General features: G+C 64.5%; 23 protein-coding genes. 12 read left to right on the top strand and 11 right to left on the bottom strand.

Annotation, left to right across the window (positions count from 1 at the left end; all coding sequences use genetic code 11):
- The first annotated feature begins 191 nt into the window (after positions 1-191).
- The 4 genes from ACFYOW_RS43130 (at position 192) to ACFYOW_RS43115 (ending at position 3,004) form a co-directional block, all read left to right on the top strand.
- Positions 192-1,397, top strand: coding sequence for an aminoglycoside phosphotransferase family protein (locus ACFYOW_RS43130; protein ID WP_387296817.1), 1,206 nt, complete (start codon positions 192-194; stop codon positions 1,395-1,397).
- Positions 1,398-1,416: 19 nt separating this feature from the next.
- Positions 1,417-1,992, top strand: coding sequence for a hypothetical protein (locus tag ACFYOW_RS43125; protein ID WP_387296815.1), 576 nt, complete (start codon positions 1,417-1,419; stop codon positions 1,990-1,992).
- A 9-nt stretch (positions 1,993-2,001) separates the two neighbouring features.
- Positions 2,002-2,421 carry a threonyl-tRNA synthetase editing domain-containing protein gene (locus ACFYOW_RS43120; RefSeq protein WP_387296813.1) on the top strand — a complete coding sequence of 140 codons (420 nt, stop codon included), beginning with the start codon at positions 2,002-2,004 and terminating at the stop codon, positions 2,419-2,421.
- Between the two features lie 295 nt (positions 2,422-2,716).
- Positions 2,717-3,004 carry a hypothetical protein gene (locus ACFYOW_RS43115; RefSeq protein WP_387296811.1) on the top strand — a complete coding sequence of 96 codons (288 nt, stop codon included), beginning with the start codon at positions 2,717-2,719 and terminating at the stop codon, positions 3,002-3,004.
- 258 nt (positions 3,005-3,262) lie between these two features.
- On the opposite strand, the gene ACFYOW_RS43110 is transcribed toward ACFYOW_RS43115, so the two are convergent.
- Both ACFYOW_RS43110 and ACFYOW_RS43105 read right to left on the bottom strand, forming a co-directional pair.
- On the bottom strand, positions 3,263-3,844 hold the full coding sequence (locus ACFYOW_RS43110) for a hypothetical protein (protein WP_387296809.1): 582 nt from the start codon (positions 3,842-3,844) through the stop codon (positions 3,263-3,265).
- 228 nt (positions 3,845-4,072) lie between these two features.
- Positions 4,073-4,807, bottom strand: coding sequence for a MerR family transcriptional regulator (locus ACFYOW_RS43105; RefSeq protein ID WP_387296807.1), 735 nt, complete (start codon positions 4,805-4,807; stop codon positions 4,073-4,075).
- Positions 4,808-4,975: 168 nt separating this feature from the next.
- Between ACFYOW_RS43105 and ACFYOW_RS43100 the strand changes: the two genes are divergently transcribed.
- Positions 4,976-5,332, top strand: a complete 357-nt coding sequence (locus ACFYOW_RS43100) for a DUF1707 domain-containing protein (RefSeq protein ID WP_387296805.1) — start codon at positions 4,976-4,978, stop codon at positions 5,330-5,332.
- 10 nt (positions 5,333-5,342) lie between these two features.
- Here the strand turns inward: ACFYOW_RS43100 and ACFYOW_RS43095 are convergent, their stop codons facing one another.
- Both ACFYOW_RS43095 and ACFYOW_RS43090 read right to left on the bottom strand, forming a co-directional pair.
- Positions 5,343-7,763, bottom strand: a complete 2,421-nt coding sequence (locus tag ACFYOW_RS43095) for a tetratricopeptide repeat protein (protein ID WP_387296803.1) — start codon at positions 7,761-7,763, stop codon at positions 5,343-5,345.
- A gap of 161 nt (positions 7,764-7,924) precedes the next feature.
- Positions 7,925-9,463, bottom strand: coding sequence for an amino acid permease (locus tag ACFYOW_RS43090; RefSeq protein ID WP_387296801.1), 1,539 nt, complete (start codon positions 9,461-9,463; stop codon positions 7,925-7,927).
- Positions 9,464-9,661: 198 nt separating this feature from the next.
- On the opposite strand from ACFYOW_RS43090, the gene ACFYOW_RS43085 reads away from it, so the two are divergent.
- Positions 9,662-10,732, top strand: coding sequence for an SPFH domain-containing protein (locus ACFYOW_RS43085; RefSeq protein ID WP_387296799.1), 1,071 nt, complete (start codon positions 9,662-9,664; stop codon positions 10,730-10,732).
- 378 nt (positions 10,733-11,110) lie between these two features.
- Here the strand turns inward: ACFYOW_RS43085 and ACFYOW_RS43080 are convergent, their stop codons facing one another.
- A complete protein-coding gene (locus ACFYOW_RS43080; RefSeq protein WP_387296797.1) occupies positions 11,111-11,443 on the bottom strand; it encodes a type VII secretion target in 333 nt (110 codons plus the stop codon).
- Between the two features lie 127 nt (positions 11,444-11,570).
- Here ACFYOW_RS43080 and ACFYOW_RS43075 point away from each other — a divergent pair, with 127 nt between their 5' ends.
- Complete coding sequence (locus ACFYOW_RS43075) at positions 11,571-12,188, top strand: DUF3558 domain-containing protein (RefSeq protein WP_387296795.1); 618 nt, start codon at positions 11,571-11,573, stop codon at positions 12,186-12,188.
- 29 nt (positions 12,189-12,217) lie between these two features.
- Positions 12,218-12,709: a hypothetical protein gene (locus ACFYOW_RS43070; RefSeq protein ID WP_387296793.1), complete on the top strand. Its 492-nt coding sequence runs from the start codon at positions 12,218-12,220 to the stop codon at positions 12,707-12,709.
- 200 nt (positions 12,710-12,909) lie between these two features.
- Here the strand turns inward: ACFYOW_RS43070 and ACFYOW_RS43065 are convergent, their stop codons facing one another.
- Both ACFYOW_RS43065 and ACFYOW_RS43060 read right to left on the bottom strand, forming a co-directional pair.
- Entirely contained in the window at positions 12,910-13,101 is a 192-nt protein-coding gene (locus ACFYOW_RS43065; protein WP_387296791.1) for a DUF397 domain-containing protein, read from the bottom strand.
- Positions 13,098-13,982, bottom strand: a complete 885-nt coding sequence (locus ACFYOW_RS43060) for a Scr1 family TA system antitoxin-like transcriptional regulator (RefSeq protein WP_387296789.1) — start codon at positions 13,980-13,982, stop codon at positions 13,098-13,100. The genes ACFYOW_RS43065 and ACFYOW_RS43060 overlap by 4 nt, the downstream gene beginning before the upstream one ends.
- 207 nt (positions 13,983-14,189) lie before the next feature.
- Here ACFYOW_RS43060 and ACFYOW_RS43055 point away from each other — a divergent pair, with 207 nt between their 5' ends.
- The 4 genes from ACFYOW_RS43055 to ACFYOW_RS43040 all read left to right on the top strand — a co-directional run bounded on the left by ACFYOW_RS43055 (position 14,190) and on the right by ACFYOW_RS43040 (position 16,410).
- Positions 14,190-14,909 (top strand): hypothetical protein, encoded by a 720-nt coding sequence (locus ACFYOW_RS43055; RefSeq protein WP_387296787.1) that lies wholly within the window; start codon positions 14,190-14,192, stop codon positions 14,907-14,909.
- Positions 14,910-14,915: 6 nt separating this feature from the next.
- A complete protein-coding gene (locus ACFYOW_RS43050) occupies positions 14,916-15,251 on the top strand; it encodes a hypothetical protein (RefSeq protein WP_387296785.1) in 336 nt (111 codons plus the stop codon).
- Between the two features lie 170 nt (positions 15,252-15,421).
- Entirely contained in the window at positions 15,422-16,150 is a 729-nt protein-coding gene (locus ACFYOW_RS43045) for an ESX secretion-associated protein EspG (protein ID WP_387296783.1), read from the top strand.
- Positions 16,096-16,410 carry a type II toxin-antitoxin system RelE/ParE family toxin gene (locus ACFYOW_RS43040; RefSeq protein ID WP_387296831.1) on the top strand — a complete coding sequence of 105 codons (315 nt, stop codon included), beginning with the start codon at positions 16,096-16,098 and terminating at the stop codon, positions 16,408-16,410. Before ACFYOW_RS43045 ends, ACFYOW_RS43040 begins: the two co-directional genes overlap by 55 nt.
- A gap of 199 nt (positions 16,411-16,609) precedes the next feature.
- On the opposite strand, the gene ACFYOW_RS43035 is transcribed toward ACFYOW_RS43040, so the two are convergent.
- The 4 genes from ACFYOW_RS43035 to ACFYOW_RS43020 form a co-directional block, all read right to left on the bottom strand.
- On the bottom strand, positions 16,610-21,508 hold the full coding sequence (locus ACFYOW_RS43035) for an NAD-glutamate dehydrogenase (RefSeq protein ID WP_387296781.1): 4,899 nt from the start codon (positions 21,506-21,508) through the stop codon (positions 16,610-16,612).
- Positions 21,509-21,665: 157 nt separating this feature from the next.
- Positions 21,666-22,394, bottom strand: a complete 729-nt coding sequence (locus ACFYOW_RS43030) for a hypothetical protein (RefSeq protein ID WP_387296779.1) — start codon at positions 22,392-22,394, stop codon at positions 21,666-21,668.
- Between the two features lie 10 nt (positions 22,395-22,404).
- Positions 22,405-23,472, bottom strand: coding sequence for a hypothetical protein (locus tag ACFYOW_RS43025; protein ID WP_387296777.1), 1,068 nt, complete (start codon positions 23,470-23,472; stop codon positions 22,405-22,407).
- Between the two features lie 69 nt (positions 23,473-23,541).
- On the bottom strand, positions 23,542-23,895 hold the full coding sequence (locus ACFYOW_RS43020; RefSeq protein WP_387296775.1) for a helix-turn-helix domain-containing protein: 354 nt from the start codon (positions 23,893-23,895) through the stop codon (positions 23,542-23,544).
- Positions 23,896-23,897: the final 2 nt, after the last annotated feature.

Raw genomic sequence — 23,897 nt, 5'->3', positions numbered from 1 at the left:
CTCCCGCATAGACCTGTGCAGCAGGCAGACCCCCAGGCCAGCGCAATATCTCACCACCCGATGCGGATATTCCTCCCCGCTATGACGGATGTTCCCGCTTCCCAGCTGCCATAGGGTCCGTCTACGGCAGCTAGCGACCGGCGAACCGGCCGGGAACAGCAGATCTTCGGCTGCCGAGCAGAGGAGAACCGTTGCAGTCCGAGGCACCTACCCGGCACCCCGCACTAGCTGTGGTGCGCGGAATCACTCGCATCGGTGGTCATATCGCGCGGGAAGCGGTCACCCGTCCACAGGCCCTGCGCGCGGCCGATGTGCCGGTGACCGGTCGAGAATTGACCACCGATTGGTTAACCGCCGTGCTGTGCTACAACCATCCGGGTGCCGTCGTCGAGGCGTTCGATATGGGCGATGGGAGCAGCGGTACCTCGACACGGTGGAAACTCACCGTTGGCTACAACGAGATCGGCCAGGTCGCGGGTCTACCGGAAAACCTATTCGCAAAGACGACCGCAGGTTTCAAACAACGGCTCAGCCTCGACCTGGCCGACATCCTGCACGGCGAACCCGGATTCTTCAAACATCTGCGGCCCAACCTCGACATCGAGGCACCGCGCGGCTATCACAGTGCGGTCGACAGCCACTCGGGGCGCTCGATCTCACTGCTCGAGGACCTCGTCACCACCAAGGGCGCCAGCTTCTGCACGCCGGGCACCCCGATCGGACGCGCACAGATCGAGGATCTGCTGCGCACGATGGCGACCTGGCATGCCCGCTACTGGGATGACGAAGGTCTGCGACTACACAGTTGGCTCAAGGCGCCACGGGGCCATTTCGCCAATCTCGACCGGTTGATCGGCATGAACAAGCGGGCGCAGATCGGGGCCCGTCGCGCGGCCTCGGTAATTCCCGACGTACTACCGGCGCAACATGATCGGCTGTATCGCGCCCTGGAACGTTCGCTAGAGATCGCCAGCACCGGACCGCAGACCTTCCTGCACGGCGACAGTCACATCGGCAATACCTATGTCACCGCCGCGGGTCGGATGGGTTTCACCGATTGGCAGGTTGTGCTGCGCGGCAGCTGGGCCTACGACTTCGCATATGTGGTCGCCTCCGGTCTGGATGTGGCCGACCGGCGCGCCTGGGAACACGAGCTGTTAACCGGGTACCTGGAACGACTGGCGGCTTGCGGAGCACCGGCCCCCGACTTCGACACCGCCTGGCTGGCTTACCGCCAGCAGGCGCTGTATCCGTATTTCATTTGGCTCTCGACCATCGGCCACAGCGCCATTCAGCCCAAGTATCAGCCCGATGAGGTCTGCCTCGGCATCATCGAGCGAACCGCCACCGCCGTACTCGACCTCGATGCCGCAGGAGCCGTCGAGGCGGCCGGATGAAAGGACCAGAGGTAAGCCGATGCGCATCGTCAGTAGTCGTTGCCGCACGGTCGAATACACCGTGACGACAGCGAGCCCGTGCGCCATTGATATCGAACCGTCGCTGATCGGAGCACGCAGATCCTTCCACGACTGTCTGCTGCTGACGATCGGGGTCGATCGCGGCGACCGGGCACTTGCGGGCACCGTCGTGCAGCTGGTCCGGCACATCGTCACCGAATCCGACGCCGGACCGATCGTCGTCGAGGGCTTCGCATGCCTGCCCGGCCCCGACGAAAGAGCCAGCACTCCAGCAGGATTCGATGTGCTCGCCGAATTCGCCGAGGCGCTCGACGTACTGACCGAGGTCACCGAACGGCTCGAAAAACGCGGTGAGCAGGTGCATCTGATGCCGTTCGGCTGGTACAAGAGTTGCCGTGTCGACCCGCTCGACGGCGCCGAGACACAACAGGTTATCCATATGTCGGCCGACGACAATCGGCAGTGCGAACCGGTGCCGCGCTGGCCCGGTCCGCGTTCACAGTTCCTGGCGCAGACCGCGCCGGCCGTACGGGTAAGGAAGGTCTGCGTCACCCCTGAGCGTGGGCGACGCTGAACACCGAGCATGAAGATCTTCAGTAGTCGTTGCCGCACCTTCGAATACACCGTCACCACCGCAAGTCCGGCCGCCGTCGATCTCGAATCGACGGCGATCGGCGTGCCCAATGCCTTCTCCGACTGCCTGCTGCTCATGGTCGGCGTGGAGCGCGGCGATTCGCCCTCATCGACGGCGGCCGCGAAGATCGTGCGGCGCATCGCGTCCAAAACCGACGCGTCGCATATCGTCATCAACGGGTTCTCCCATCTGGCAACCCCCGGTGAACGATCCGATATCCCAACGGCTTTGCACGTACTGGCGAATCTCGCCGAATCCCTCGAGGCCCGCGGCGCCCGCGTCCATCTCATGCCGTTCGGCTGGAACAAGCGCTGGCAGGCCGACGTCCTCGACGGCGAATGGGAACAGCGCGTCGTCCACCTGTCCTGACGCGGCTGTCCCCGCTCCTGAGAAGCATCCCGGTACCGGGCCCACTACTGTCCGTGCGTGACCGAATCCACCTGTCGCACTTGACCGCGGGTGCGTCCGAAGCACCGTGCGCGAAATCTCCAGCCCTGCCCGCGGAAGCGGGAAAACTTACCGAAAGTACCGAGATTTTCCCAACGGTTCACTATTGATTGTGCCGTCAAATAGCGGCACAATAGATCTCAGACAACCTGCATCCCCGGCACACCCACTACCGACCAAGTCCGGGCTCGGCGGGACGAAGGAGATATCGGTAACCATGAACCTCAAGTCGAAGAAGGTCGTCATAGCCGGCGCGGTCGCCGGTGCACTGGTGATCACACCGGCCGCCATGGCGATTCAGTCGACCATCGCGGCGCCCGGTAACCACAGCAACAGCAATGGCGGCGGCGCCCGGGGTGGATACAGCAACAGCAACTCCGGCGGCAGCCGCCGCGTCGCCGATCAGGATCACGCCGCATCCGGCGACAACTCGAGCCGGGGCTCGTACGAGAGCGGCGGCGACAGCGGCCGCTGGGTCTGGGTGCCCTCCGGGGGCAGCCGCTGACCCACTCCCCTTGCGGCTCTTCATATTACGAATACGACCGCCGCTCCTTTCGGAGCGGCGGTCGTATTTGTATGTGCACTGCACCCGATGCGTCGTACCGCCTACCCCTCGAAAGGCAGACTCACACCGGCAGTCAATTGCACTCCACCAGTGGCCAATCGACCGTTGACAAAGACCGATGCCCTCCCGGGCGGCGTGCGCGAAATTGCGCGGCCGCCCGAAAGGGCATCAGCGGTAGAAAGATTCGCGGTTGGCGACTCAGGTCAAACTGCCGTCGACGCACAGGCTCGACGACCGCCAGGACGGTCCCGGCCGGTTGGCGGCCATATCGAAGGTCCAGTCCGAAATCGGTCCGGCCGCACGCCAATACAGCCCGCCGCGGCCGTCCGCAACGGCCTCGTACATGTCTTCGCGACCCTCGATCAGCTGACTGCCGACGCAGTAGTCCATGTAGTCGGTGCCCGGCTGCTGCGCCCCCGGGCTGAACTTGCCGGCCGGATTGCCATTGGTACCCGGGTTGTACACGGAGCTGCGACCGCGGGCGTAGCCCTCACGGGACCAGCGCGCGAAGCCGAAGAAATCGGACTCGCACCGGTATGTCCAGCCGCCCGCGGAGATGGCCACGCCCTGCGGCACGGCTTCGCCGGCCCACAGGCAGCGCACGCCGATATCGGCGTTGGCCGACGGCGCCTCGGCGCCGATGCCGAATCCGCCGACTCCCGCCGCGATCGCCGCAAGCAATGACAGTGCTCGGATCTTATTGCGTCCCTTGGCATTACGTGCCTGGTCGGGACATTCCGTAGGTCTGGGTGCGCCGCGCAGTTCGCTGACGTTGATCATCGACGTCTCCTTCATCATTGTCTCGCCCGCCGGCCGACGTCGATACGGACCAACGGGAGGTGCTGTTCCCGCTGTCTAATGTAACGCTATTTAACGGCACGTTGAGCTAAGTATCACCAACTGTGGGAACGATGAAAAAGGAAAAGCCTGGCCAGGGACGTGCGTAACCGGAAGATCGGCCGCAAGCCAGGCAAGAAATTGCACGCGTCGATGCGAGCCGAAAGCGCGTCAGGACTTGGGCAGCGCCTCGGTGAGTTCGCTGTCCTGTTCGAGATACTTTGCTACAAAGCGGTTCACGAGCTCGGCGGTCGCCTGCCCCGGGCGGATCCGTGTCTCGGCCACCCGGTCGGCGAGTACCGCCTTATCCGCGGGGGTTCGCTCAGAGCGCTGATACGGCTCCCACGCCGACCGATGGAACAGATCGACGAAGCGGCGGGCGATCCGGTCGCAGTCCGCGCGCAGCCGCTCCAATTCGCCGAGCAGCGCATCGACCGGCATGCCCGCGCCCTCCAACTGATCGAAGATGCGGATCAGCTGCGGATCGGCAATGCGGTAGGTCGCGGCGTCGACCGGTTCGTACAGGCCGACCGAGACCACCCGGGCCAAACCATGGGGCACGTCGCGATAGCGCTGCTCGAGTTCGGTCGCCGCGATCGTGTCACCGGTCGGCGGTGCGGTGGACTGCGTCGCACCGGGCTCCGCGACGCCGAGGATGTCGCCGAGATCGTCACCGCGATCCCACGCCTCCAGCAGTTCCCTGATCCCGTTGAGCTTGATTCCCCGGTCCAGCAGACGGCTGATCGTCTGTACCCGATTGAGGTGATCCGGTCCGTAAAAACCGGTGCGGCCCTTCACCTGTGGCGGGGGCAGGATGCCGCGCTCGGCGTAAACCCGCAGGCTGCGGACGGTCGTACCAGCCTCGCGCGCCAGCTCATCGATCGTGTACTCCACGTCCCCTGCCATATGTCTAGGAAACCACACAGAAACATTACTCGTAGGTAAGCATACGTCAGTGATGTCGGGTACCTATCGTTCGCGACCCGCCGTCAACCCCCAAAGACACCCCCTAACTATTCCCGCCGTTGGCAATTCGATCCGCCGAACCGGCGACGGCGGGCTTATCCTTCGGATATGACCGAAGCGCAGGCTTCTCGAATTACCGTGACGGAACGGGAACGGGCGCTGGAACAGCTGTCGCACCATCTCGGCACTGGGCGATTGAGCCTCACCGAGTTCGACGAACGCAGCGCCGTTGCCGCGGCGGCAACTACCAAAGGACAATTGGCGGAATTATTCGCCGACCTGCCCGGCGCTACACCGGCCGCACCGCCCCCGCCCACCGGCAGTAGTGCGCTGCAGCGACTGCGGACGATCGCCGCGGTTGTATCGATCGTCGCGGTCGTGCTCGCGGTCGCCACCGGCAACTGGCTGTGGCTGCTGGCGGGCACCGGAACCATCGTCGCCTTCGTGGTGCAGCAACTGCGTTGAGCCGCCCGATCTACCAGCGGGTGCGTGGCCGAATGGAATTCGCCAGATCGACCAGCCGATAGCGGTGCCAGCGATCCGGCGCCGTTCTCGCCAGGGCGCGCAGGCTGGTTTCGAGCCCCTGCCGCAGCCCCGCCGAGGTGACCGGGAAGCCGAGGATCGTCCGGTTCGGATTCCGCGGCCGCCCGCCGACCCGCAGCCACTCCAAGGCCGCACCGACCACGATGACCTGCAATTGCAGCGTTCGCGCATCGTCGGGCAGCGCCTCCAACCGACCCGCCGCCGTGCAGATATCGTCCTCGGTGATATCGGCGATCGGCCGCGAGACCAGCAGCAGACAACCTGTCGTATGCGCCACGCCGTGATGCCTGGAGGCGGCGGGCACCTGGTCGAGCACCGTGACGGCCTCGAGTAATTCGCCGTCGGCGGCGAGCCGGCGGGCCAGGCCGAATGCCGCGCTCACTACGCCGTGGTTGGTCCGCCAGACCGCACGGTAGTGCTCGGCCGCGGCGCGGTGCCAGCGATCCGATTCGGCCGGGTGGTCCAGATGTTGCAGCACCAGTTCCGCTGTGGCGGCCAGGGCCAGTTCCGGGCCGATCTCGCCGGGCAGCATCGAGTTCACGGACTCGAAATGCTGCCAGGCCCGCTCGTAATGGCCGTCGAGCAGCGCGGCGACGCCGACATACCACTCGATGCGCCAGTCCGCGCTGTAGTCGGCACGCAGATCGGCCAGCAGTTGACAGGCTGGAACGGTCTCCCCGAGATCCAGATAGGCGCGGACCGCGGTCAGCGGCCCCTCCAGGTCGAAGGATTCCGGGGCCACGATCGTGCCGGCCCGGATGCGTTCGTGCGCCCGGCGCAGCGCGTCCAGCGCGTGCCGCGGTTCACCGTGCAGCAGGGAGGACAGCAGTTCGGCACTGGGGTCCTCGCTATCGATCAACGGCGTCGGCAGGGCCGCGACGACATCGCGCGCCTCGAGCACCGGCATGCGGGCCATGCCGTCGACGATTCCGTCGGTCTGGCCGATGAGGGTGTCGGTGCCGAAATCGTCTCGCATGGAGCTCAATTCGACCGAAGGCTGCGGATGTTCCAGGCCGGTATCGATCGCGAGGACCATACGCAGCGCACCGGCGAGCTGACAGTACATCGAATACGCGGACGGGAACCGGCGCTCCGGCTCTGGATCGGTGGCGCGCAGCAGCAGGCGGTACAGACACGGATAGCGCGCCAGCAGCGGATCCTCATCCGGTTCGGGTATGCCGCCGAGAAAGTTCCCGCTGCGGTCGCGCGGCAGATCCAGGGCCAGCGCCGCCAGGGTCCGGCCGACGGTGTAGATATCCGAAACCACGGTCGGTCCGGTCTCGGTGATCTCCGGGGCCTGATAGCCGGGCGTGCCGTAGATGCTGCCGTAGGAGTCCATCGCGGCGACCGCACCCAAATCGATCAGTTTGACCTCGTGCTCGCTGACCATGATGTTGTCGGGTTTCAGATCGTTGTATGCCAATCCGAAGGAATGCAGATAGTCCAGTGCGGGCAGGATTTCCATGATGTAGGCGATGGCCTCGACGACGGGAATGCGCTCCTTGCCGCGCAGATCGAGCATCTTCTTCAGCGATTGTCCACCAACGTATTCCATGACGATGTAGCCGTCCGGAATATCGCGGGCAGACCGATGTTTGACGAAGTTGTAAATCTTGACCACGCCGGGGTGGGCCACCTCGGAAAGAAATTGCCGTTCGGCGAGTGCGACCACATGCGCCTCGAAGTCCAGCGGGTTCTGCAAACCCTTCAGCACGACCCAGCGATCGCTGACATTGCGGTCGACCGCGAGATAAATCCAACCGAGTCCGCCGTGCGCCAGCGATCCCTGCACCTCGTATTGATCGGCGACGAGTTCGCCGCGCTGCAGGGTGGGACGGAAGTTGAACGGTGAGCCACAGCGGCCGCATTCGCCGGCCACCGCACCCGGCTCGGTGGCGGAGCGACGGCCGACCGGTTCCTGGCATTTCCAACAGAACCGTTTGAGCTCGGGCACTTCCGGATCGTCGAGAATGGCGGTGCGCGGGTCGACCGGCGCCACCCGCGGCATCGGCACCAGGCCCGCGCCGAGCCTGCGCACACTCGGCCGGGAGCGACTGCTGCGACCGGAGACCGGCTCGTCGAGTTCGAGAGTTTCCTCGACGCCCGTCACCGGATCGCTCACCGGCATGGTGTCACCGGGTGCCGCAGGTGCGGAGATTCGTTGCGCCGGAGCCCGTTCCACGGTACTCGAACCGGACCATGGATGCTGGCGGCGTTGCGACGGTTCGAGTTTCGACATGCCGCGGGTAGCCCAGGGATGTGGCGTCCGTCGCGGAACCTCGGTACCGCGCATCCGCCGATTCGCCCATGGATGCGGCAGCGGATTCTCGGAGGCGCTGGGTTGTTCCGGCATGGGAACCTTTCGAGCCCGGTGAATAGGGGACCCATTCTCTTCCGCCGTCCGCCGCCGCGCGCATGCCTTATTCCCCCTTATGGGAATAGCTCCGCCCCGGACATGTTGTCCAGGGCGGAGATCCCGTAGCGACTGCTTGCAGGTCGCTCGAAATGATCTGCTTACTCCTCGTCGTCGGGCTTATCCAGGACGACGACTGCCTCACCGTCGCGCTTGCGCGGCGGCCGCTCGGCCAGCACCGGGAACTGCCCGGTGATGCCCTCGCGTTCCTGAGCCACTTGCAGCACCCGCTTGCGGGCCAGGAACCAACCGCCGACGAATGCCGGAACCACGACCACCGCCATGGCGATCACAGCACCGCGCTGCTCGATTTCATGGCTGCATGCCATCAGCACGATCACCGCGACCAGGAACGCCAGCGTGGCGTAGCTGGTGTATGGCGCACCGATCAGCCGGAACGACGGCCGTTCGGCCAGACCCTTCTTCGACCAACGGAACAGCTGCAGCTGGCAGACGACGATCGCGCCCCAGGCCGCGATGGTTCCCAGCGCGGACATGTTCAGCACGATCTCGAAGGCCTTGTCCGGCACCAGCGCATTGAGCCCGACACCGACCAGCGCGATCGCGCCGGTGGCGAGGATGCCGACGTAAGGCACACCGCCACTGGACATCCGCGAGGCGATCTTGGGCGCACTGCCGTTCATCGACATCGAGCGCAGGATGCGGCCGGTCGAGTACAGACCCGCGTTGAGGCTGGAGAAGGCCGCGGTCAGCACCACCAGGTTCATGATCGAGCCGGCACCGCCGACACCGAGCTTGGAGAAGAAGGTGACGAACGGGCTCTCACCGGACTTGAAGACGACGTAGGGCAGCAGCAGTCCGAGCAGCACCAGCGAACCGACGTAGAACAGCGCGATCCGGGCGATGACCGAATTGATGGCCCGCGGCATGATCTTTTCCGGGTTCTCCGCCTCACCGGCCGCCGTACCGATCAATTCCACTGCGGCATAGGCGAATACGACACCGGTGGTGACGGTGACCAGGGGCAGCAGACCGGTCGGGAACAGGCCGCCGTTGTCGGAGAGCACGGTGAAACCGGTGGTCTCGCCGTCGACCTTGAATCGGCCCGCCAGGAAGATGGTGCCGACGATCAGGAAGGCGACGAGTGCGACGACCTTGATCAGCGCGGCCCAGAACTCCAGCTCACCGAACCATTTCACCGAGATCAGGTTGATGCTGACCACGATGGCCAGCGCCACCAGCGCGATCAACCACTGCGGTATCGCCTCGGTGGCTCCCCAGAAATGGACATAGGTGGCGATCGCGGTGATGTCTACGATGCCCGTCATGCACCAGTGGAAGAAGTACATCCACCCGACCGCGAAAGCCAGCTTCTCGCCGTAGAACTCACGCGCGTAGGAGACGAACGAGCCCGAGGACGGACGATGCAGCACCAGCTCGCCCAGCGCCCGCAGGATGAAGAATACGAAGATGCCGCAGACCGCGTACACGATGAACAGTCCGGGACCGGCAGTGTGCAACCGACCACCGGCACCAAGGAACAGTCCGGTTCCGATCGCGCCCCCGATCGCGATCATCTGCAGCTGGCGCGGGCGCAACGCCTTGTGATAGCCCGCATCCTCAGCATGCAGAGCATCCGCGGGCGCCGGCACTTCCGCGGAGTGTTGAACGGTTGTCATGGTGGTGCCTTTCACGTGACGGCGATCATATCGCTGCTTAATGTAACGCTATTCAACGGCACGTTCAATAGTGAGTCAAGAGTTGTAACTTCACGGAAACGAGGCGTGCCCTCGCCACCCGCCGCGACCTGGGTGTTAGTTGATCGTGCCGCTGAACATCGGTACGCTGGATACGTATACGGCTGATGGAGCGCGAGCATGGCATGGTTCGAACGGGAGTTCATCGCGGTCCCTGAGGACCGCAAGAATCAACTGGTCTACAAGTGGCCGGATGTCAACATCCGTCGCTACAGCCGTGCCAACGTCAATGCCGACGAGATCGCCCTGTTCGTCAAGTCCGGGCAGGTCGTGGCCGCTATGGGGCCGGGCAGGCATCGGATCGATGCCGATGAACTGCCGGTGCTCGGCGCGCTAGTGGACACCCTGACCGGCAACAACTTCTACCGCGCCGAACTGTATTTCGTCTCCACCCGCGAGTTTCCCGGCATCAAGTTCGGCGGCCGCCTGGCCGATATCGCCGACCCGGTCAGCGAACAGGTCGTGACGCTGCGGGTCTTCGGGGAGTTCGCGATGTCGGTGCGGGATCCGGCCGAACTGGTCACCTCACTGGCGGGCACCACCGACCTGAGCGTCCCGGCGACGGTGGAGTCCTGGTGCTCGGACCTGCTGCTCAAGTCCATGAAAGTCGCTGTCACACAGGGTATTTCCCGAGGCGACTGGCCAGTTCTCGGCCTGTCCGGACAATTGGAGCCGATCGAGGCCGCCGTGGTGCGCCAGACCAACCTGACGCTCTACGAGTACGGGCTGCGCATTCCGCGCCTTGGCAATTTCGATATCACCCTGGCGCCCGAGGATGCCGACCGCATCAAGCGACTTGCCAAGGACGTTACCTATATTCGCCTGGCTGGAGACTTCCAGCGCTACGCGGCGGGCGAAATGGCGCTCGGCGCGGGCCAAGGCTTCGCCAACGGCCATGGCCATGGCGGCGACGGATTCCTCGGCGCCGCACTGGGTTTGAATGCCATCCAACAGCAGGCGCCCACCAATCCATGGCAGCGGCAGGCGATTCCGGCTGCCGCACAACCAGTTCCGTCTGGCACGCAGCCGGTGTGCGCCAGCTGCGGAACCGACAATCCCGCGAACGCGCGATTCTGTATGAACTGCGGTGACCCATTGGCGGCCCGCCCGCGCCACTGCACCGAATGCGGCGCGGACCTGACCGCCACGGCGAAGTTCTGCGGCAATTGCGGCACCGCCGCCGCTACCTGATCGCGCTTACGCCGACCGGCGAACCCCGACGCCACGCACATCCTCCGGAGCTCACGCATACCTTCGACGCGGTCGCACATCGACTCTCCGCACGACACACCGCCCCGAAAACCAGAAGCTATGCGGGAACCTCGATTTGCGGCGGAGGCGGCCGCGCGGCCAACGCGGAGCACATCCGGGGGAAACGCGACGCCGGGTTCTGCCCATGTCTTTACCAGCTTTGAATAGCAGCTCGAGGTACTGGCTCTGGGGCGTGACCGTGCAGCTTGGTCGCGAGGGCGAGGCGCAACAGAGACGCAGTCTGGGTGAATAACGGTTCCGAGGAATTCACGATGTCGAAGCCTGCACGGTGGTCTTCGAGGTTGACCGAGAGCTCGCTCATGGCAAATCCAAACTCGAGGTGTTGAGCGTGGATGCGTTGCTCTCATCGAGGGTTTGATACGTCTCGGCGGTGACGCCGAGCTTCTCTGCCATCGCGGCGAGCGCCGTGATGATCTGACCGCCACCGTCGCGGACATCGCTCCAGCCGTCGGCGAACTCCGCCGCCAAACCGCCGGTCCAACTGCCGTTGGCCACGGCATCCACGTCCGTAGTCGCGGAATCCAATGCCGTGCACAGTTTTTCGGCCAATTCGTAGACATACTTTCCGACGTCACGAACTTGCTCGGGCACCACCGAGAGCCGGTTGCTCGAGGCCGGCGGTTCCCCCATCGCTCACGCCAACGGATGCCACTGACCTCGAATGCCGGTGTCGAACACGAGACAGCCGCGGCTTGTAGGCGGATCAGTCGGCCGGTACGGTCGAACCAACTGAACAGGGGCGGGAGCCGTTCCGGGCATGATCGATGCCGTCGACACCGCCGGCGACCAGGAGGAACGCATGATCAGCAGGGGGAGCACACTGCTCGGCACTGTGTTGACGGTTGGTGCTGTTGTCCTGCTGTCGGGGTGTGGGTCGTCGACTGGTGGAGATGCGAAACCGGTCTCCACCTCCGCGAGCGCGGAACCGTCGCTGGCAGCGGATGTTCCGCGCACGTATGACCCCTGTAAGGACGTTCCTCAAGACGTACTGGATTCGGAGAAGCTACACGGCAAGGACCCCGCCAATGGCGATGCAGGTGCCGGGGTCAAATGGCGCGGCTGCGCCTGGGTTCGGTCCAACGGCTATGCGGTAAGCATCCGGACCACGAATCTCACCATCGACGTCATCCGCAGCCGAAATTTTCCCGAAGCCACCGAGTTCACCATCAACGGCAGACGCGCGATCTCGACCCGCCAATTCGACGGCCCCTACATCAAAGAGGCATGCACCTTGGATGTGGAGATGAAGGGCGGCAGTCTCGAGTTCAACCTGAACAACCCGGCGTCGAACCGCGACACTGGCAGCACCGACTCGTGCGTACTCGCTCGTGGATTGGCGGAGAAGGTTGTGCCGAGCCTGCCCGCCACCGCCTAACTGAACCAAGGAACGACTGGGAGGGATTTATGGCGGACGACGACAAGACTCCAGCGACCCCATTGGCGAATCTGATCACCGAGGCCCGTGAGGGCCGGCTGACAGTGCGGATGGATCTCGAGAAGTTCGTCTATATCGACCGCGACTGCGAGTACTTCAAGGACCAGATCCGGAAGATTCAGCGCACAATGACCGAGGTCTCGCAGCAAGATAAGTGGGGTCTGGGTGAGGGCTTCTCTGCACAGGGCGACCGAGACCTGGTCTCCGCCAAAACGATGGTCACGCGCTGGCGGGGAAAGTCCCGAGCCTTGGACAACTCCACGAGCTCCGACAACAGCGTCTATGCGGTGATGGAATCGCACTACAAGGTCATCGAAGACTTCCAAACCCTCTTCCGCACCGTCCGCGAACGCATCACCGGCGTCGACACCGAGCAGGCGTCGAAATACCAAGACCTGGAAGCGAATCTGCCGCAGCAGGCACCCGCCCAAGCCAAAATCTTCTCCTGGCCGGGACTATAGGATTCCGACCTCGCACACCCTCGGTGCTGTCGCAAAACCCTCGGTGCTGTCGCACATCGACTCTCCATGCAACACGCCGGTGTGAAAACCAGAAGCTTTGCGCGAGCTCGGATTTGTCCAAGGTTAAGACAGCAGACGGCCCCATCGCGACGTCAGACTGTCTTGATGGGGCCGCTGCGGTACTCGGTATTGCGCCAGGCTCAGAGGCGATCGAACTCTCCGTCCGTGACGCCCGCGGTGAAGGCATCCCATTCGCCGGGCGTGAAGACCAACGCCGGGCCGTTCGGGTTCTTGCTGTCGCGCATTCCGACCATTCCATGGTCAAGGAAGGCGACCTCGACGCATTCCCCGGTCTGGGTGCTGTAGCTGCTCTTGAACCACTCGGTGTTCACCGAGGTAACTCCTTCACGATCTTGGACAAGTAAGCGCGGGTCTTGGCCGCGCTCAACGTGGACCGCTCTATGTCGGCCCAAGAGTGACGATACCGGGCGACCTGTTCGGGCTTCTCGAAGTACACGGCGCTCCCGACGCCGGCTTCGATGTACACGACCGGGGGTTCCGGTTCGAGGTCAGCCGTCCCGACAAATTCGAGGATTATGAAGGGGCCTGCCTCAGTGCCGCGATAGATGCCTACATCGAAGGGCACAAGCCGAACGCTGACATTGGACAACGCAGAGACTTCGATGATGCGTCGCACCTGACTGGCAGCGAGTTCCGGTGCACCGAGCGGTCGACGGATCACACTCTCATCGAGGATCACATCCAGCTTCGGCTGAGCTTCGGTGAGAACGGCCTGCCGGTGCATCCGGACCTGGACATGGCGTTCGATCTCGTCGGGCGTCAGGTCAGGGCTGGTGCGGAGCAGGGCGCGGGCGTAGTCCTCGGTTTGCAGCAGACCGGGGATGCGGGCGCTCTGGTACATCATGAGGGCACTGGCAGTTCCCTCGAGGGCGATGTATGTGCTCAGCTTGTCCGTCGAATCCGTGTCACTGAAGGCATGCCACCAGCCCCGAGCCGATTCCGCCTCTGCGGCAAGAGTTTTCACGTTCGCCCTGGTCTCGGGTGTCGCATGGTAGATATCGCAGAGTTTGTCGACGTAGATCGGCTTGAGCTTGCACGGCTGCCCCTTGAGCATCTTCGTCACCGTGACGTGATGCAGGTTGACCTGTTCCGCCACATCTTTGATGTAAAGCCCGGACTCTCGATGCAGCTTGGACAGGATGCGCGCCACCTGCCGACGAGGGACCGACGGGGCAGCGGGCTGTGCGGGCATGCGATGACCTCCTTGGCTTGACCAGGTAAAACTCTCGTCCGCTACTAGGCTACTACGTTTTTTCGAAGTGAATAATTTTGCCGATTGTGATTGTTAACTTCCCTCGATGGGTGTGAGCTGAACATGCGCTTCGAGAGTGCACCAGCGCCTCGCGGCAAGGCTCCGAACGCCCAACGAACACAACATCAACCAGGTTCTGGGGGAACCATGACATCCACGCACACCACCGAGTCGCCACAGACGAACACTGCCGGCGATAAGCCGAAAGCTATTGGCTTCGTTCGCAATGACGTATCCGGCATGCATGCCCCACGCCACGCCTTGGACGTGCAACGGCACGCGAACACGCTCGGCTATCAATATGTGTACACGGTTCGGCCACCTGCCGATATCGACGACCCGATCGCTTATGCGCTCGGTATAGCGGCCGGGCTCGACGTGCGGGTGATCGTTGTCTTCGACCTTGGCCATGTCAACTGCCGACCGGCGCTGGTTTGTGACGAAGGGTTCGACCTGGAAACCGTTTGTCCGCAAGGCACTTGGGCGCGCTCGGCGCAGCGCGTGCCTGGCGACGACAAGGGTGGCCGCGTGATGAATGCAGATGCTCTGCTCAGCCCACCGACCATCTGCGGCTTCGCCGAGGTCGAGTTGGCGCACGCGCAGATGCGCCGACACCGTGCGTGCCGGATCTCGCGGTGCGCGTGGAAGCGGGTCGCGTACTACACGCTCGTGCGGCACGGCCGGATCGTGCCGCCGAAGCTGAGCCCGCGCGAACGCGCCCGGCTGCGCGGTATCGAGTTCCCCATCGATAACGACCGCCCCCTCCCCGAGGGCATACCCGAACTGCGGACACTGCACCAAGTGCTCGACGGGCTCGCTCAACTGGCACTACCGCCGACCTCCCCCGGCTGCGGCGGCGAGAGGTGAACGACTGTGGGCGCGTGGCAAATCGTGCACAGCATCCTCGTAGTCGTCGTTGGCTGTGTATTCGTGATGGTCGGGGTGGCGTGTGTATGGCCGATGAACCAGTCGCGCCGCGACCGGCCCGCCGTACGTCGCTGCCGATTACACCCGGTCGAATGGCCGAAGGCGTGGACGTGCGGACCACCCGAGCAGCCGTTCACCCTCACCGATGCCCATGTCGCGATGCAATTGCACCGCGAGCACGACTGCGACCGCAAGCACGCGGCATTCGAAGCGCTGGTCGCGGCCGGGCGCATTCACCCCGATTCGGCACGGCGACATCGGCTCTGGGGAAAACCCTGGTGAACCAGCGCGAAAGGCGTCATAACACGCGAACGGAAATGGATTCGATCGCCGCAGCACAACGACATCCAACCCTGCACCCTGCACCCAGCACCCAGCACCCAGCACCCAGCACCCAGCACCCAGCACCCAGCACCCAGCACCCAGCACCCAGCACCGATTGGATCTGCCAAATGGCCGAATGGACTTGGGAACCCGACGATTTCGCGGCACTGTGGTTCAGCCCCGCGAATGACCGCTTCCCCAATCCGCTCCGCTTCACCAGCCGCTTCGCATACCGGGACGACTTCGACGCTCACCGGGCCACCATGCGCGAGCGCTACTCCTCAGACGAACTCGAGGAAATCCAACTCGCCCTGCACACCCTCACCGCCGCAATCATCCGCATCCAAATCTTCGGCGGCACAACCCAACACAAGCACGCCAACGGAGACGTCTGCGTCTACCGCGCTGTCGGCGCACGCACCGACCGGCACGCGATGTCGCTGGCCCAAGCCACCTTCGGTAACACCGACGGCCCGATCCGCTGCCGCCTGTTCCCCACCGATCACCTCCCCGCACAACTCACCGATTGCCTTCCACCCTGCAAGCCCGGCACCCAACCGCAGACCATCTGCCACCCCGACAGCGGTACCCCGCACGAACACATTCGGCGCCTTCTGCACCGGCCCGCCGACGGTGGCGGGTCCGCCCTGCTCTACACGGGTCCCGTCGACAAACCGAGCACACCCCTCGCCGCCGTCCAATGGCACGACATAACCGATGACGGCCGCTACACCGAACTCCACGACCAACACAACACCGTCCACCCGACCACCCCCGACGACCTCGCCGCCCACTTCAGCACCTGGATCGCCCGCGCCGCCCAACCTCAACCCGAAGTCGAACGGGATCGCACATAGCCGCGAGACGCTCCCCGCACACGGCATATCCCCACGACTCCGTATGCGGCGCAACGGACGCCATTCGGCTACTTCAGGAGCTCGCCCAATTAGGTGATGATCCGTACGCCCCGAACAATGCGGTCAGACCGATGGCAGGCGAATACGCCGGCTTCTATCGGCTCCGCTGCGGTGACTATCGTGCCGTCTATCGGATAGAGAACAATCGGCTGGTGATCCTGGTTATCGCTGGCGGCGGCAGGGACATCATCTACCGATAGCGGGCATTCGCTCGGATATCCCCTCGCGCAGTCGATCTCGAGCTATCGCACGGTCGTCCGTCATCCCGGCGAACACCGGGACCCACTGCGGAGGTATGGGTCCCGATGTTCGCGGGGATGACGGGAACATTCGCCAACTCTTTGCGCACCCCCGCGGTATCGGCGGACCGTTCGCCGAGACCGCGGGGCGTGCGGCCAGTTAGCTCGAAACAGGCGCTGCCGCAGCGGATTCCCCGCTGCTGACCATGCTGCGCACCTGTCGTGCGGCCACCGAGAGCGTCGCCAGGTCGTGGGTGCCTGCGGCGAAGATTTCGCCGAGGGATGCACCGGCGCGGGCCAGGCGGGGGCGGTTGACCGATTCCCATTCGGCGATCTTATCGGCGGTGCTCTCGTTCGGTTCGGATGCGGTGATCACGTCCAGGGTGAGCGAGCGCAGCGAATCGTAGAGGTCGTCGCGGACCGCGAGCCGGGCCAGGGTGCGCCACCGGTCGTCGCGGGCGAGGTTGCTCACCGCGGTCAGCAGCCGCTCGATCTGGAAGTGATCGTCGAGTGCGTAGTAGAGCTCGGCGACCTCCTCCGCATCCCGTTCGGCGATATCGGCCACGTCGAGGATGTCCAACAGCGGGAACAGGTGGATGAGCCGGTACACCTCCTCGGCCAATTCCGCAGGCGCACCCCGCTCGACGGCAGCGCGCGCATTCGTCGCCAGATCCTCCGCGTGCGCTGCGGGGAGCCGAGCAGGCAGCATTTGGGCTGCCAGCTTGCGGACACCGTCGCGGTAGCGGGCGATATCGGCGCCGATGGCGATCGGTTGCGGGCGACTGGTCAAAAGCCAGCGGGATACGCGATCGAGGGTGCGCCTCGTCTCCCGCTCGAGTTCGTCGCGGGCGGCCGTCGGCATCGGCGTGGTCCGAATGCGTTGCCAGAGCGTGTGCAGATCGAAGATCTCCACCGCGACGGTGAAGGCGCGCACCGCATCGTCGGTGCTCGCACCCGCCTCCTCCGCCAGCCGGAACGCATAGGTGATGCCGCCGTGGTCCACCATGTCGTTGACCACCATGGTGGCCACGATCTGACGGCGCAGCGGATGCCTGCCGATCGCGTCGGCGAACCGTGCGCGCAACGGCGCGGGGAAGTACGCCAGCAGCGCGGAGCTGAATGCCGCGTTATCCGGCAAATCCCCGGCCAGCAGGTCATCCTTGAGCGAAAGCTTCACGTGCGCGAGCAGATTCGCCAGCTCGGGCGAGGTGAGCCCGGATCCGGCGGCGGCGCGCCTTTTCAGCTCGGCATCCGAGGGCAGCGCCTCGAGCCGCCGATCGACACCGCGCCGGAACTCGAGGTCGGCGATCAAACGCCGGTGCACGCCCGACATCGGCACCGCCTGAGCGCGGGAGAGCCCCATCCGGAAGTTCTGCGAAATATTGTCGCGCAGCACGAGTTCGGAGACCTCGTCGGTCATCGCGGCAAGCAGTTCGGTGCGGTCGGCGGCATCGAGTTCGCCGCCGGAGATGACCGCATCCAGCAGCACCTTGATATTGACCTCGTGGTCCGAGCAGTCGACACCCGCCGAATTGTCGAGGGCGTCGGTGTTCATCCGGCCACCGTTGGCGCAGTATTCGACGCGACCCAGCGCGGTCGCACCGAGGTTGCCGCCCTCACCGATCACCTTGGCGCGCAACTGGTTCGCATCGACACGCACCGCATCGTTGGATTTGTCACCGGCATCGGCATTCGTCTCGGTGGATGCCTTGATGTAGGTGCCGATACCGCCGTTCCAGAACAGATCGACCGGCGCGAGCAGAATCGCCCGGATCATCTCCGGCGGGGACAGAGTGGTCACACTCGGATCCAAGTCCAGTGCCGCGCGCACCTCGGGGCTGACGGGCACCGCCTTGGCGGACCGGTCGTAGACACCGCCCCCAGCGCTGATAAGCGACTTGTCGTAGTCGGCCCAGGACGAGCGCGGCAAAGCGAACATCCGCTGCCGCTCTCGGAACGACGTCGCCGCAACGGGATTCGGATCCAGGAAGATATGCCGGTGGTCGAACGCGGCCACCAGGCGGATGTGCTCGGACAGCAGCATGCCGTTGCCGAAGACATCGCCACTCATATCGCCGACCCCGGCGACAGTGAAATCGGTTGTCTGCGTGTCGATATCCATCTCGGCGAAATGCCGTTTGACGCTCTCCCACGCACCCTTGGCGGTAATGCCCATCGCCTTGTGGTCGTAACCGACCGAACCACCCGAGGCGAAGGCGTCACCCAGCCAGAAACCATATTGGCGCGCAACATCATTGGCGATGTCGGAGAAGGTTGCGGTGCCCTTGTCCGCGGCGACGACCAGGTAGGTGTCGTCACTGTCGCGGCGCACCACCCGCTCCGGTGGCAGCACCGCACCGGAGGCGTGGTCGACGTTGTCGGTCACATCCAGCAGACCGGAGATGAAGGTGCGGTAGCAGGCGATGCCCTCGTTCAACTGCGCTTGCCGATCCGCGGTCGGATCACCGGTCGCCGTCGGCGGCTGCTTCACCACGAAACCGCCCTTGGCGCCGACCGGCACAATCACCGCGTTCTTCACCGCCTGCGCCTTCACCAGACCCAGGATCTCGGTGCGGAAGTCCTCCAGACGATCCGACCAGCGCAATCCACCACGCGCCACCGCACCGAAGCGCAGATGCACGCCCTCCACCCGCGGCGAGTACACGAAGATCTCGAATTGCGGCCTCGGCCTGGGCAATTCGGAGACGGCATGCGGATCGAATTTGAACGACAGGTACTTCGGCGCGTTGCCGTCGCTGTCGCGGCGATAGTAGTTGGTGCGCAGCGTCGCGGTGATCAGCCCGAGTACCGCGCGCAGGATACGGTCGGCGTCGAGGCTGACGACCGCGTCGATCTCGGCCTGCAGCCGTTCGGCGATGCCCGCGGCCCGCGCCGATGCCACCGCGCCGACACCCTCGGGATCGAAGTAAGCGTCGAACAATTCGGTGAACAGCCGGGCCATGGTCGGCTGCGCCAGCAGCACACGGGAGATATTGCCCAGCGTGTAGGCGAAGCCGGCCTGCTGCAGATATTTCCCGTAGGCACGCAGTATCGAGATCTGCCGCCACTGCAGACCGGCACGCAAAACCAGTTCGTTCAGTGCGTCGACCTCGGCGCTGCCGTTCCACATGGCCGCGAAGGCCTCCGGGAAGTATTGCCGCACACCGCCTTCGACCGATGATTCGTCGGCCGAGCGGGTGAGATCGGCTTCGAGGTCGGCATCGATCGCGGTGCGCAGCAGTGTCGCCGGGACGCGCAGCCCGAAATCGTAGATCCACTTCTGCGTGTCGTCCGGGAGGGTGATGCGGTGCGGCCGTTCGTCGACCACCTCCACTCCGAGACTTTGCAGTACCGGAAGCACGCGGCTCAGCGAGACGCCTTCGCCCGCGACATAGAGCGTGAAACGCCACTCCCCCGACGGTGATTCGGCGTTGCGATACAGATTCGTATCGATGGCGCCATCGGCAAGGCGGTCCAGCCGCTGCAGATCGACGAGCGCCTGCTCCGGCTCGTACTCCTGCTGGTAACCGACCGGGAAGGCGCTCGCGTAGGCGTTGGCGGCCTTCGGCGAGATCGCTGGTACGCCGGTCGCGGCCGCGACCAACCGGTCGGACCAACTCCGGGTGCTCGCGAACAGCAGCTCCTGGATGCGCTCGCGATTGGATTCGGAGATATCGGCAGGCTCCGCGTCGGGACCGCGATGCACCGTGAAATACACCACGGCCAACTCGGATTCGCTCGCCCTTGCCGAGTACGCGACCTGCTCGCCGTCGAATTCCGCGCGCAGGATCTCCTCCATGCGCAGCCGGACCTCGGTCGAGTACCGATCGCGGGGCAGGTAGACCAGGCAGTAGACCGCACCGCTGCGACCATCGCGCCGGATGAACAGGCGCACCTGCCTGCGCAGGCCCAAATTCATGACCGCGGAGACGGTTTCGAACAGCCGCCGGGCATCAGTGGAGAACAGCTCGACCCGCGGGAAGGACTGCATCATCTCCAGCATCGCCTGCCCGGAGAACGAATTCAGTTCGAAGCCGGCCCATTCGATGACCTGGTGCACGCGGCGTGTGATGACCGGGATGTCGAGGATGTTCTCGTGCAGACCGGTCACCGTGAAGGTGCCGACGAATACGTGCTCACCCTGCACCTGGCCGGCGCCGGTACCGCCACTGCCATAATCGGCGACGCTGACGAAGTACAGCTCACCCGATCCTGGGATCAGCGAATCCACCGATCCGTTGGACAGCCGCAGGACCGGTCGGGTGTTGCCCATTACCGGGACATCGAGATCGACATTCGAACCGTTCCAGAGCACGCCGAGGCCGGTGCCTGGCACCTGCTGCGGTTCGTTTCCGGCATCGGTCCGGCTGCCGCGGTAGTACCCGTAGCCGAGCACCGTGAAGTGGCCATCGGCCAACCAGCGCAATAACTTCGCGCATTCGGGCACCTCCGGATCGTCGGAGCGCTGCGCGATATGGTCGAGCCGACCCGCCAGCGCGACCATCGCGTTCGCCATGCCCGGCGTATCGTCGACGACCTTGCGCAGCACACGCAGCAGCGCGGGCAACTCGCGATCGATCCGGTCCAGCAGTGCGGCTCCAACGCCCGGACTCAGTTGCACATGGATCCACGATTCGGTGACCGTGTGGCTGCCGCTCGCCGGTACGGTGTCGGGCTCCTTGGGTGCGATCGCCCGCAGCCGCCCGCGCCGGTCCCGCACGATATCGAAGACCGGGTGGACGACCTCGGTCACCGCGGCGCCGAGGCGGCGCAGCGCGGTGGTCACCGAGTCGACCAGCAGCGGCATATCGTCATTGACGATCTGGATGGCCGCGCCGAGTCCGCTGCCGTCATCGGGGCGGTACACGCGGGTGATCGCCGCGCCCGGCAGCCGGATCGCGGCCAGTTCCAAGTGGTTTCGGAAGATCTGTTCGGCCCGATCGGTGATCGTCGGCGCGGTGGCGCCGGGCTGGATCCAGCGGAAGTAGGCCGCCTCCAGATCGGTCGGATCGTCGCGGAACCGTTTGAATGAAATCGTCTGCTGGGTGGTTGCCACCATCGACTCGTGCCTTCCCGAGATCTGAGCCCGTAACCGTACGGTTCCCATACATTACATGGTTTGATGTGCCGTTGTATAGCGGCACGTTAAATGCGTAGCACAATCTTGAAAGTGATCAGCACTGCTAGAGCACGCCGACCGACCGAATTTCGGTCGGTCACGGGGTTAGACCGGCACGCGCCATGAACGTCTGCGCCGCCGCACGCCCGATGAAGGCGCCCGTCTCGACCCGAAGTCCGACAAGGGTATTCGCGTACCGCAGGGTTGCCGACGGTCCGATCGCCACGAAGACGACACCGTCGGCCAGCACGGTTCCGCCCGCAGTCCGCCAGTTGCGCACGGTATCGGCCCGGCGCTCGGGCGGATCCAATGCCACCGTGAGGGTCAAATCCTTGCCGCCGGTGATCCCGCCCGTGAGCATCGGGTCGTTCGCCCGGATGACACAGTTCTCGGACGTGGAATCGACCCGCTGACAGGAGGCGGCCGCACGCAATTGACTGGGCAACGCCTGATCGACACCTGTATCGGGCAGCGCGGTCAGCGGCGTCGAACACGAACTGAAGACCGCGAAACCGAGACCGAGGACCGTGGTCACGACGCCGGCGATCGCGGCACCCCACTGCCAGCGCGGATACTGTTTGGCGGCAAGCTCTTCCGCCCCCGTCACCGCATGCTCAGCACCCGCCACCATATGCTCGGCACCCGCCACCGCGCTGCCGGTGGCCGCAACGGCCCGCTCTGCGCCCGCGACAACCCGCTCCGTCTGCCCGGCCAGACTCGATAGTCGTTGGACGGCAGGCAGCGGCGCTCCGCAATGCCCGCATTGCGCCGGATTACCGCTATTGCGGTGTGAGCAGTACTGGCAGACCAACTCGGCTACTGACATGGCAGCGGCCTCAATGCCCAGTGATCACGATGGAGGAAATCGCGGTGGTATTGATCGTCGGATCGCCCTTCGATTCCTGAATTGTCAGTACAACCTTGGACGCCTGCACGGGGACCTCGAATTTGGTGACAACCAGGGTGCGCTGATCCAGGGTCGTTTGGGTGTAGCTCGTCTTGTTCGGATCGTCGAACGTATACCGAACCCGGCTGGCGGTCCGGTATTTCGTCCACTGGTCCACGCCGTCGCTGCCGGTGTTGTCCCAGCCGGGCACGATGCCGATCGAATCGATCTGATAGGTCTTGCCGAGATCGATGGTCAGCACCTGCCCGTCGACTTTGTATGCGCGCACGCATGACCAAGCCTTGCCCTGGCCACCGAAGGCATCCATACCCGGTGTACTGCCCGGCGGGCAATTGGCCGTGGCGGATTTCGGGGTGATCGCTCCGGAAGGGGCAGTCGAGGATTCCGGTTTCGACGTCGGGGCCGCCGCGGTCGGCGACGGGGTGATGACCGCGATGCGATCCGGCGCCTGCGAATCATCCTTCCCACCGGTGGAAACCAACGCGATGATGAGCAACAGGGCCAAGACGCCGCAGACCGCCAGCGCGACCTTGGGATTCTTGAGCTTCTTCGCCAGCACGACGATCCGCTCCGCGGGCTCCGGCCCGCGTGCCTTGGACGCCCCGGATGCGGTGCTTGCCGGTTCCTCCGGCGGCGGTTGCTTCGCCGAGACATCGGAGTAGTCCGATGAAAAGTCCAGTGCCGGTGCGGCATTCGGCGGCTGACCGTTCAGCAGCGCGATGATCCGCTCACTGGCCTTCGGCCCGTCGGAGGCTCGCCGCGGCGGCAGATCCGTTTCGGGCAGAGCGCCCTGGGCCGAACCGGCTGCCACCGCGGGACCGGAGTACGGATCATCGCCGAAACCCGGCTCGCCGAATTCCGGCTCGCCGACCAGGGGTCCACTCAGCACCGATCCGGTGGCCGGATCGTTTTCTCCGAACGACGGATCCGAGAGCAGCGCATCCAGGACCGCGCCTCGATGGCGGAGAAATACATCTCCCGGGTCCTCGGCAGCCATGGTCGGGATCGTATCCAGACCGGCCTGCGCTGCGGTCCCGCGTTATTCCCGCTGACGGGAATAACGCAATCAGCGACTCTTCTGCTCGGTGACGAAATGTTCCGGCGGCACGTCGAATACCCGCGCCAAGGCGATGATCAAATCGAGCCTCGGTACCGCGTCACCATGAATGAGCCGGTACAGCCCCGACTGGGAAACCGGAACATCCGGGTACGCCTGTTCCAGATGCTGGGCAAGCGAATAGAGGGTCAACGACCGCGTCGACCCGTCCTCGGTCGATACCACCGATTCCGCGATCAATTCCGAGAGCCGACTCGAGAAGATCGCGACCGCGGCCTGTCTCGGGGTCAGTGCCTCCCCGTTATCCTCCTGCACAAATTCGCCGTCATTCGGCTGGGAGTCCACAACCACGCTGATAGACACTA

Source organism: Nocardia sp. NPDC006982, from assembly GCF_042869435.1.
GTDB lineage: Bacteria > Actinomycetota > Actinomycetes > Mycobacteriales > Mycobacteriaceae > Nocardia.
The sequence above is the reverse complement of the archived record's forward strand: the minus strand, read 5'-3'. Positions and strand labels throughout refer to the sequence as shown.

Bases quoted from the DNA above. Each gene is read 5' to 3' on its own strand.
- ACFYOW_RS43125 (WP_387296815.1), top strand. From the start codon at position 1,417: ATGCGCATCGTCAGTAGTCGTTGCCGCACGGTCGAATACACCGTGACG.
- ACFYOW_RS43120 (WP_387296813.1), top strand. From the start codon at position 2,002: ATGAAGATCTTCAGTAGTCGTTGCCGCACCTTCGAATACACCGTCACC.
- ACFYOW_RS43115 (WP_387296811.1), top strand. From the start codon at position 2,717: ATGAACCTCAAGTCGAAGAAGGTCGTCATAGCCGGCGCGGTCGCCGGT.
- ACFYOW_RS43110 (WP_387296809.1), bottom strand. From the start codon at position 3,844: ATGATCAACGTCAGCGAACTGCGCGGCGCACCCAGACCTACGGAATGT.
- ACFYOW_RS43105 (WP_387296807.1), bottom strand. From the start codon at position 4,807: ATGGCAGGGGACGTGGAGTACACGATCGATGAGCTGGCGCGCGAGGCT.
- ACFYOW_RS43100 (WP_387296805.1), top strand. From the start codon at position 4,976: ATGACCGAAGCGCAGGCTTCTCGAATTACCGTGACGGAACGGGAACGG.
- ACFYOW_RS43095 (WP_387296803.1), bottom strand. From the start codon at position 7,763: ATGCCGGAACAACCCAGCGCCTCCGAGAATCCGCTGCCGCATCCATGG.
- ACFYOW_RS43090 (WP_387296801.1), bottom strand. From the start codon at position 9,463: ATGACAACCGTTCAACACTCCGCGGAAGTGCCGGCGCCCGCGGATGCT.
- ACFYOW_RS43085 (WP_387296799.1), top strand. From the start codon at position 9,662: ATGGCATGGTTCGAACGGGAGTTCATCGCGGTCCCTGAGGACCGCAAG.
- ACFYOW_RS43080 (WP_387296797.1), bottom strand. From the start codon at position 11,443: ATGGGGGAACCGCCGGCCTCGAGCAACCGGCTCTCGGTGGTGCCCGAG.
- ACFYOW_RS43075 (WP_387296795.1), top strand. From the start codon at position 11,571: ATGATCGATGCCGTCGACACCGCCGGCGACCAGGAGGAACGCATGATC.
- ACFYOW_RS43070 (WP_387296793.1), top strand. From the start codon at position 12,218: ATGGCGGACGACGACAAGACTCCAGCGACCCCATTGGCGAATCTGATC.
- ACFYOW_RS43060 (WP_387296789.1), bottom strand. From the start codon at position 13,982: ATGCCCGCACAGCCCGCTGCCCCGTCGGTCCCTCGTCGGCAGGTGGCG.
- ACFYOW_RS43055 (WP_387296787.1), top strand. From the start codon at position 14,190: ATGACATCCACGCACACCACCGAGTCGCCACAGACGAACACTGCCGGC.
- ACFYOW_RS43045 (WP_387296783.1), top strand. From the start codon at position 15,422: ATGGCCGAATGGACTTGGGAACCCGACGATTTCGCGGCACTGTGGTTC.
- ACFYOW_RS43035 (WP_387296781.1), bottom strand. From the start codon at position 21,508: ATGGTGGCAACCACCCAGCAGACGATTTCATTCAAACGGTTCCGCGAC.
- ACFYOW_RS43030 (WP_387296779.1), bottom strand. From the start codon at position 22,394: ATGTCAGTAGCCGAGTTGGTCTGCCAGTACTGCTCACACCGCAATAGC.
- ACFYOW_RS43025 (WP_387296777.1), bottom strand. From the start codon at position 23,472: ATGGCTGCCGAGGACCCGGGAGATGTATTTCTCCGCCATCGAGGCGCG.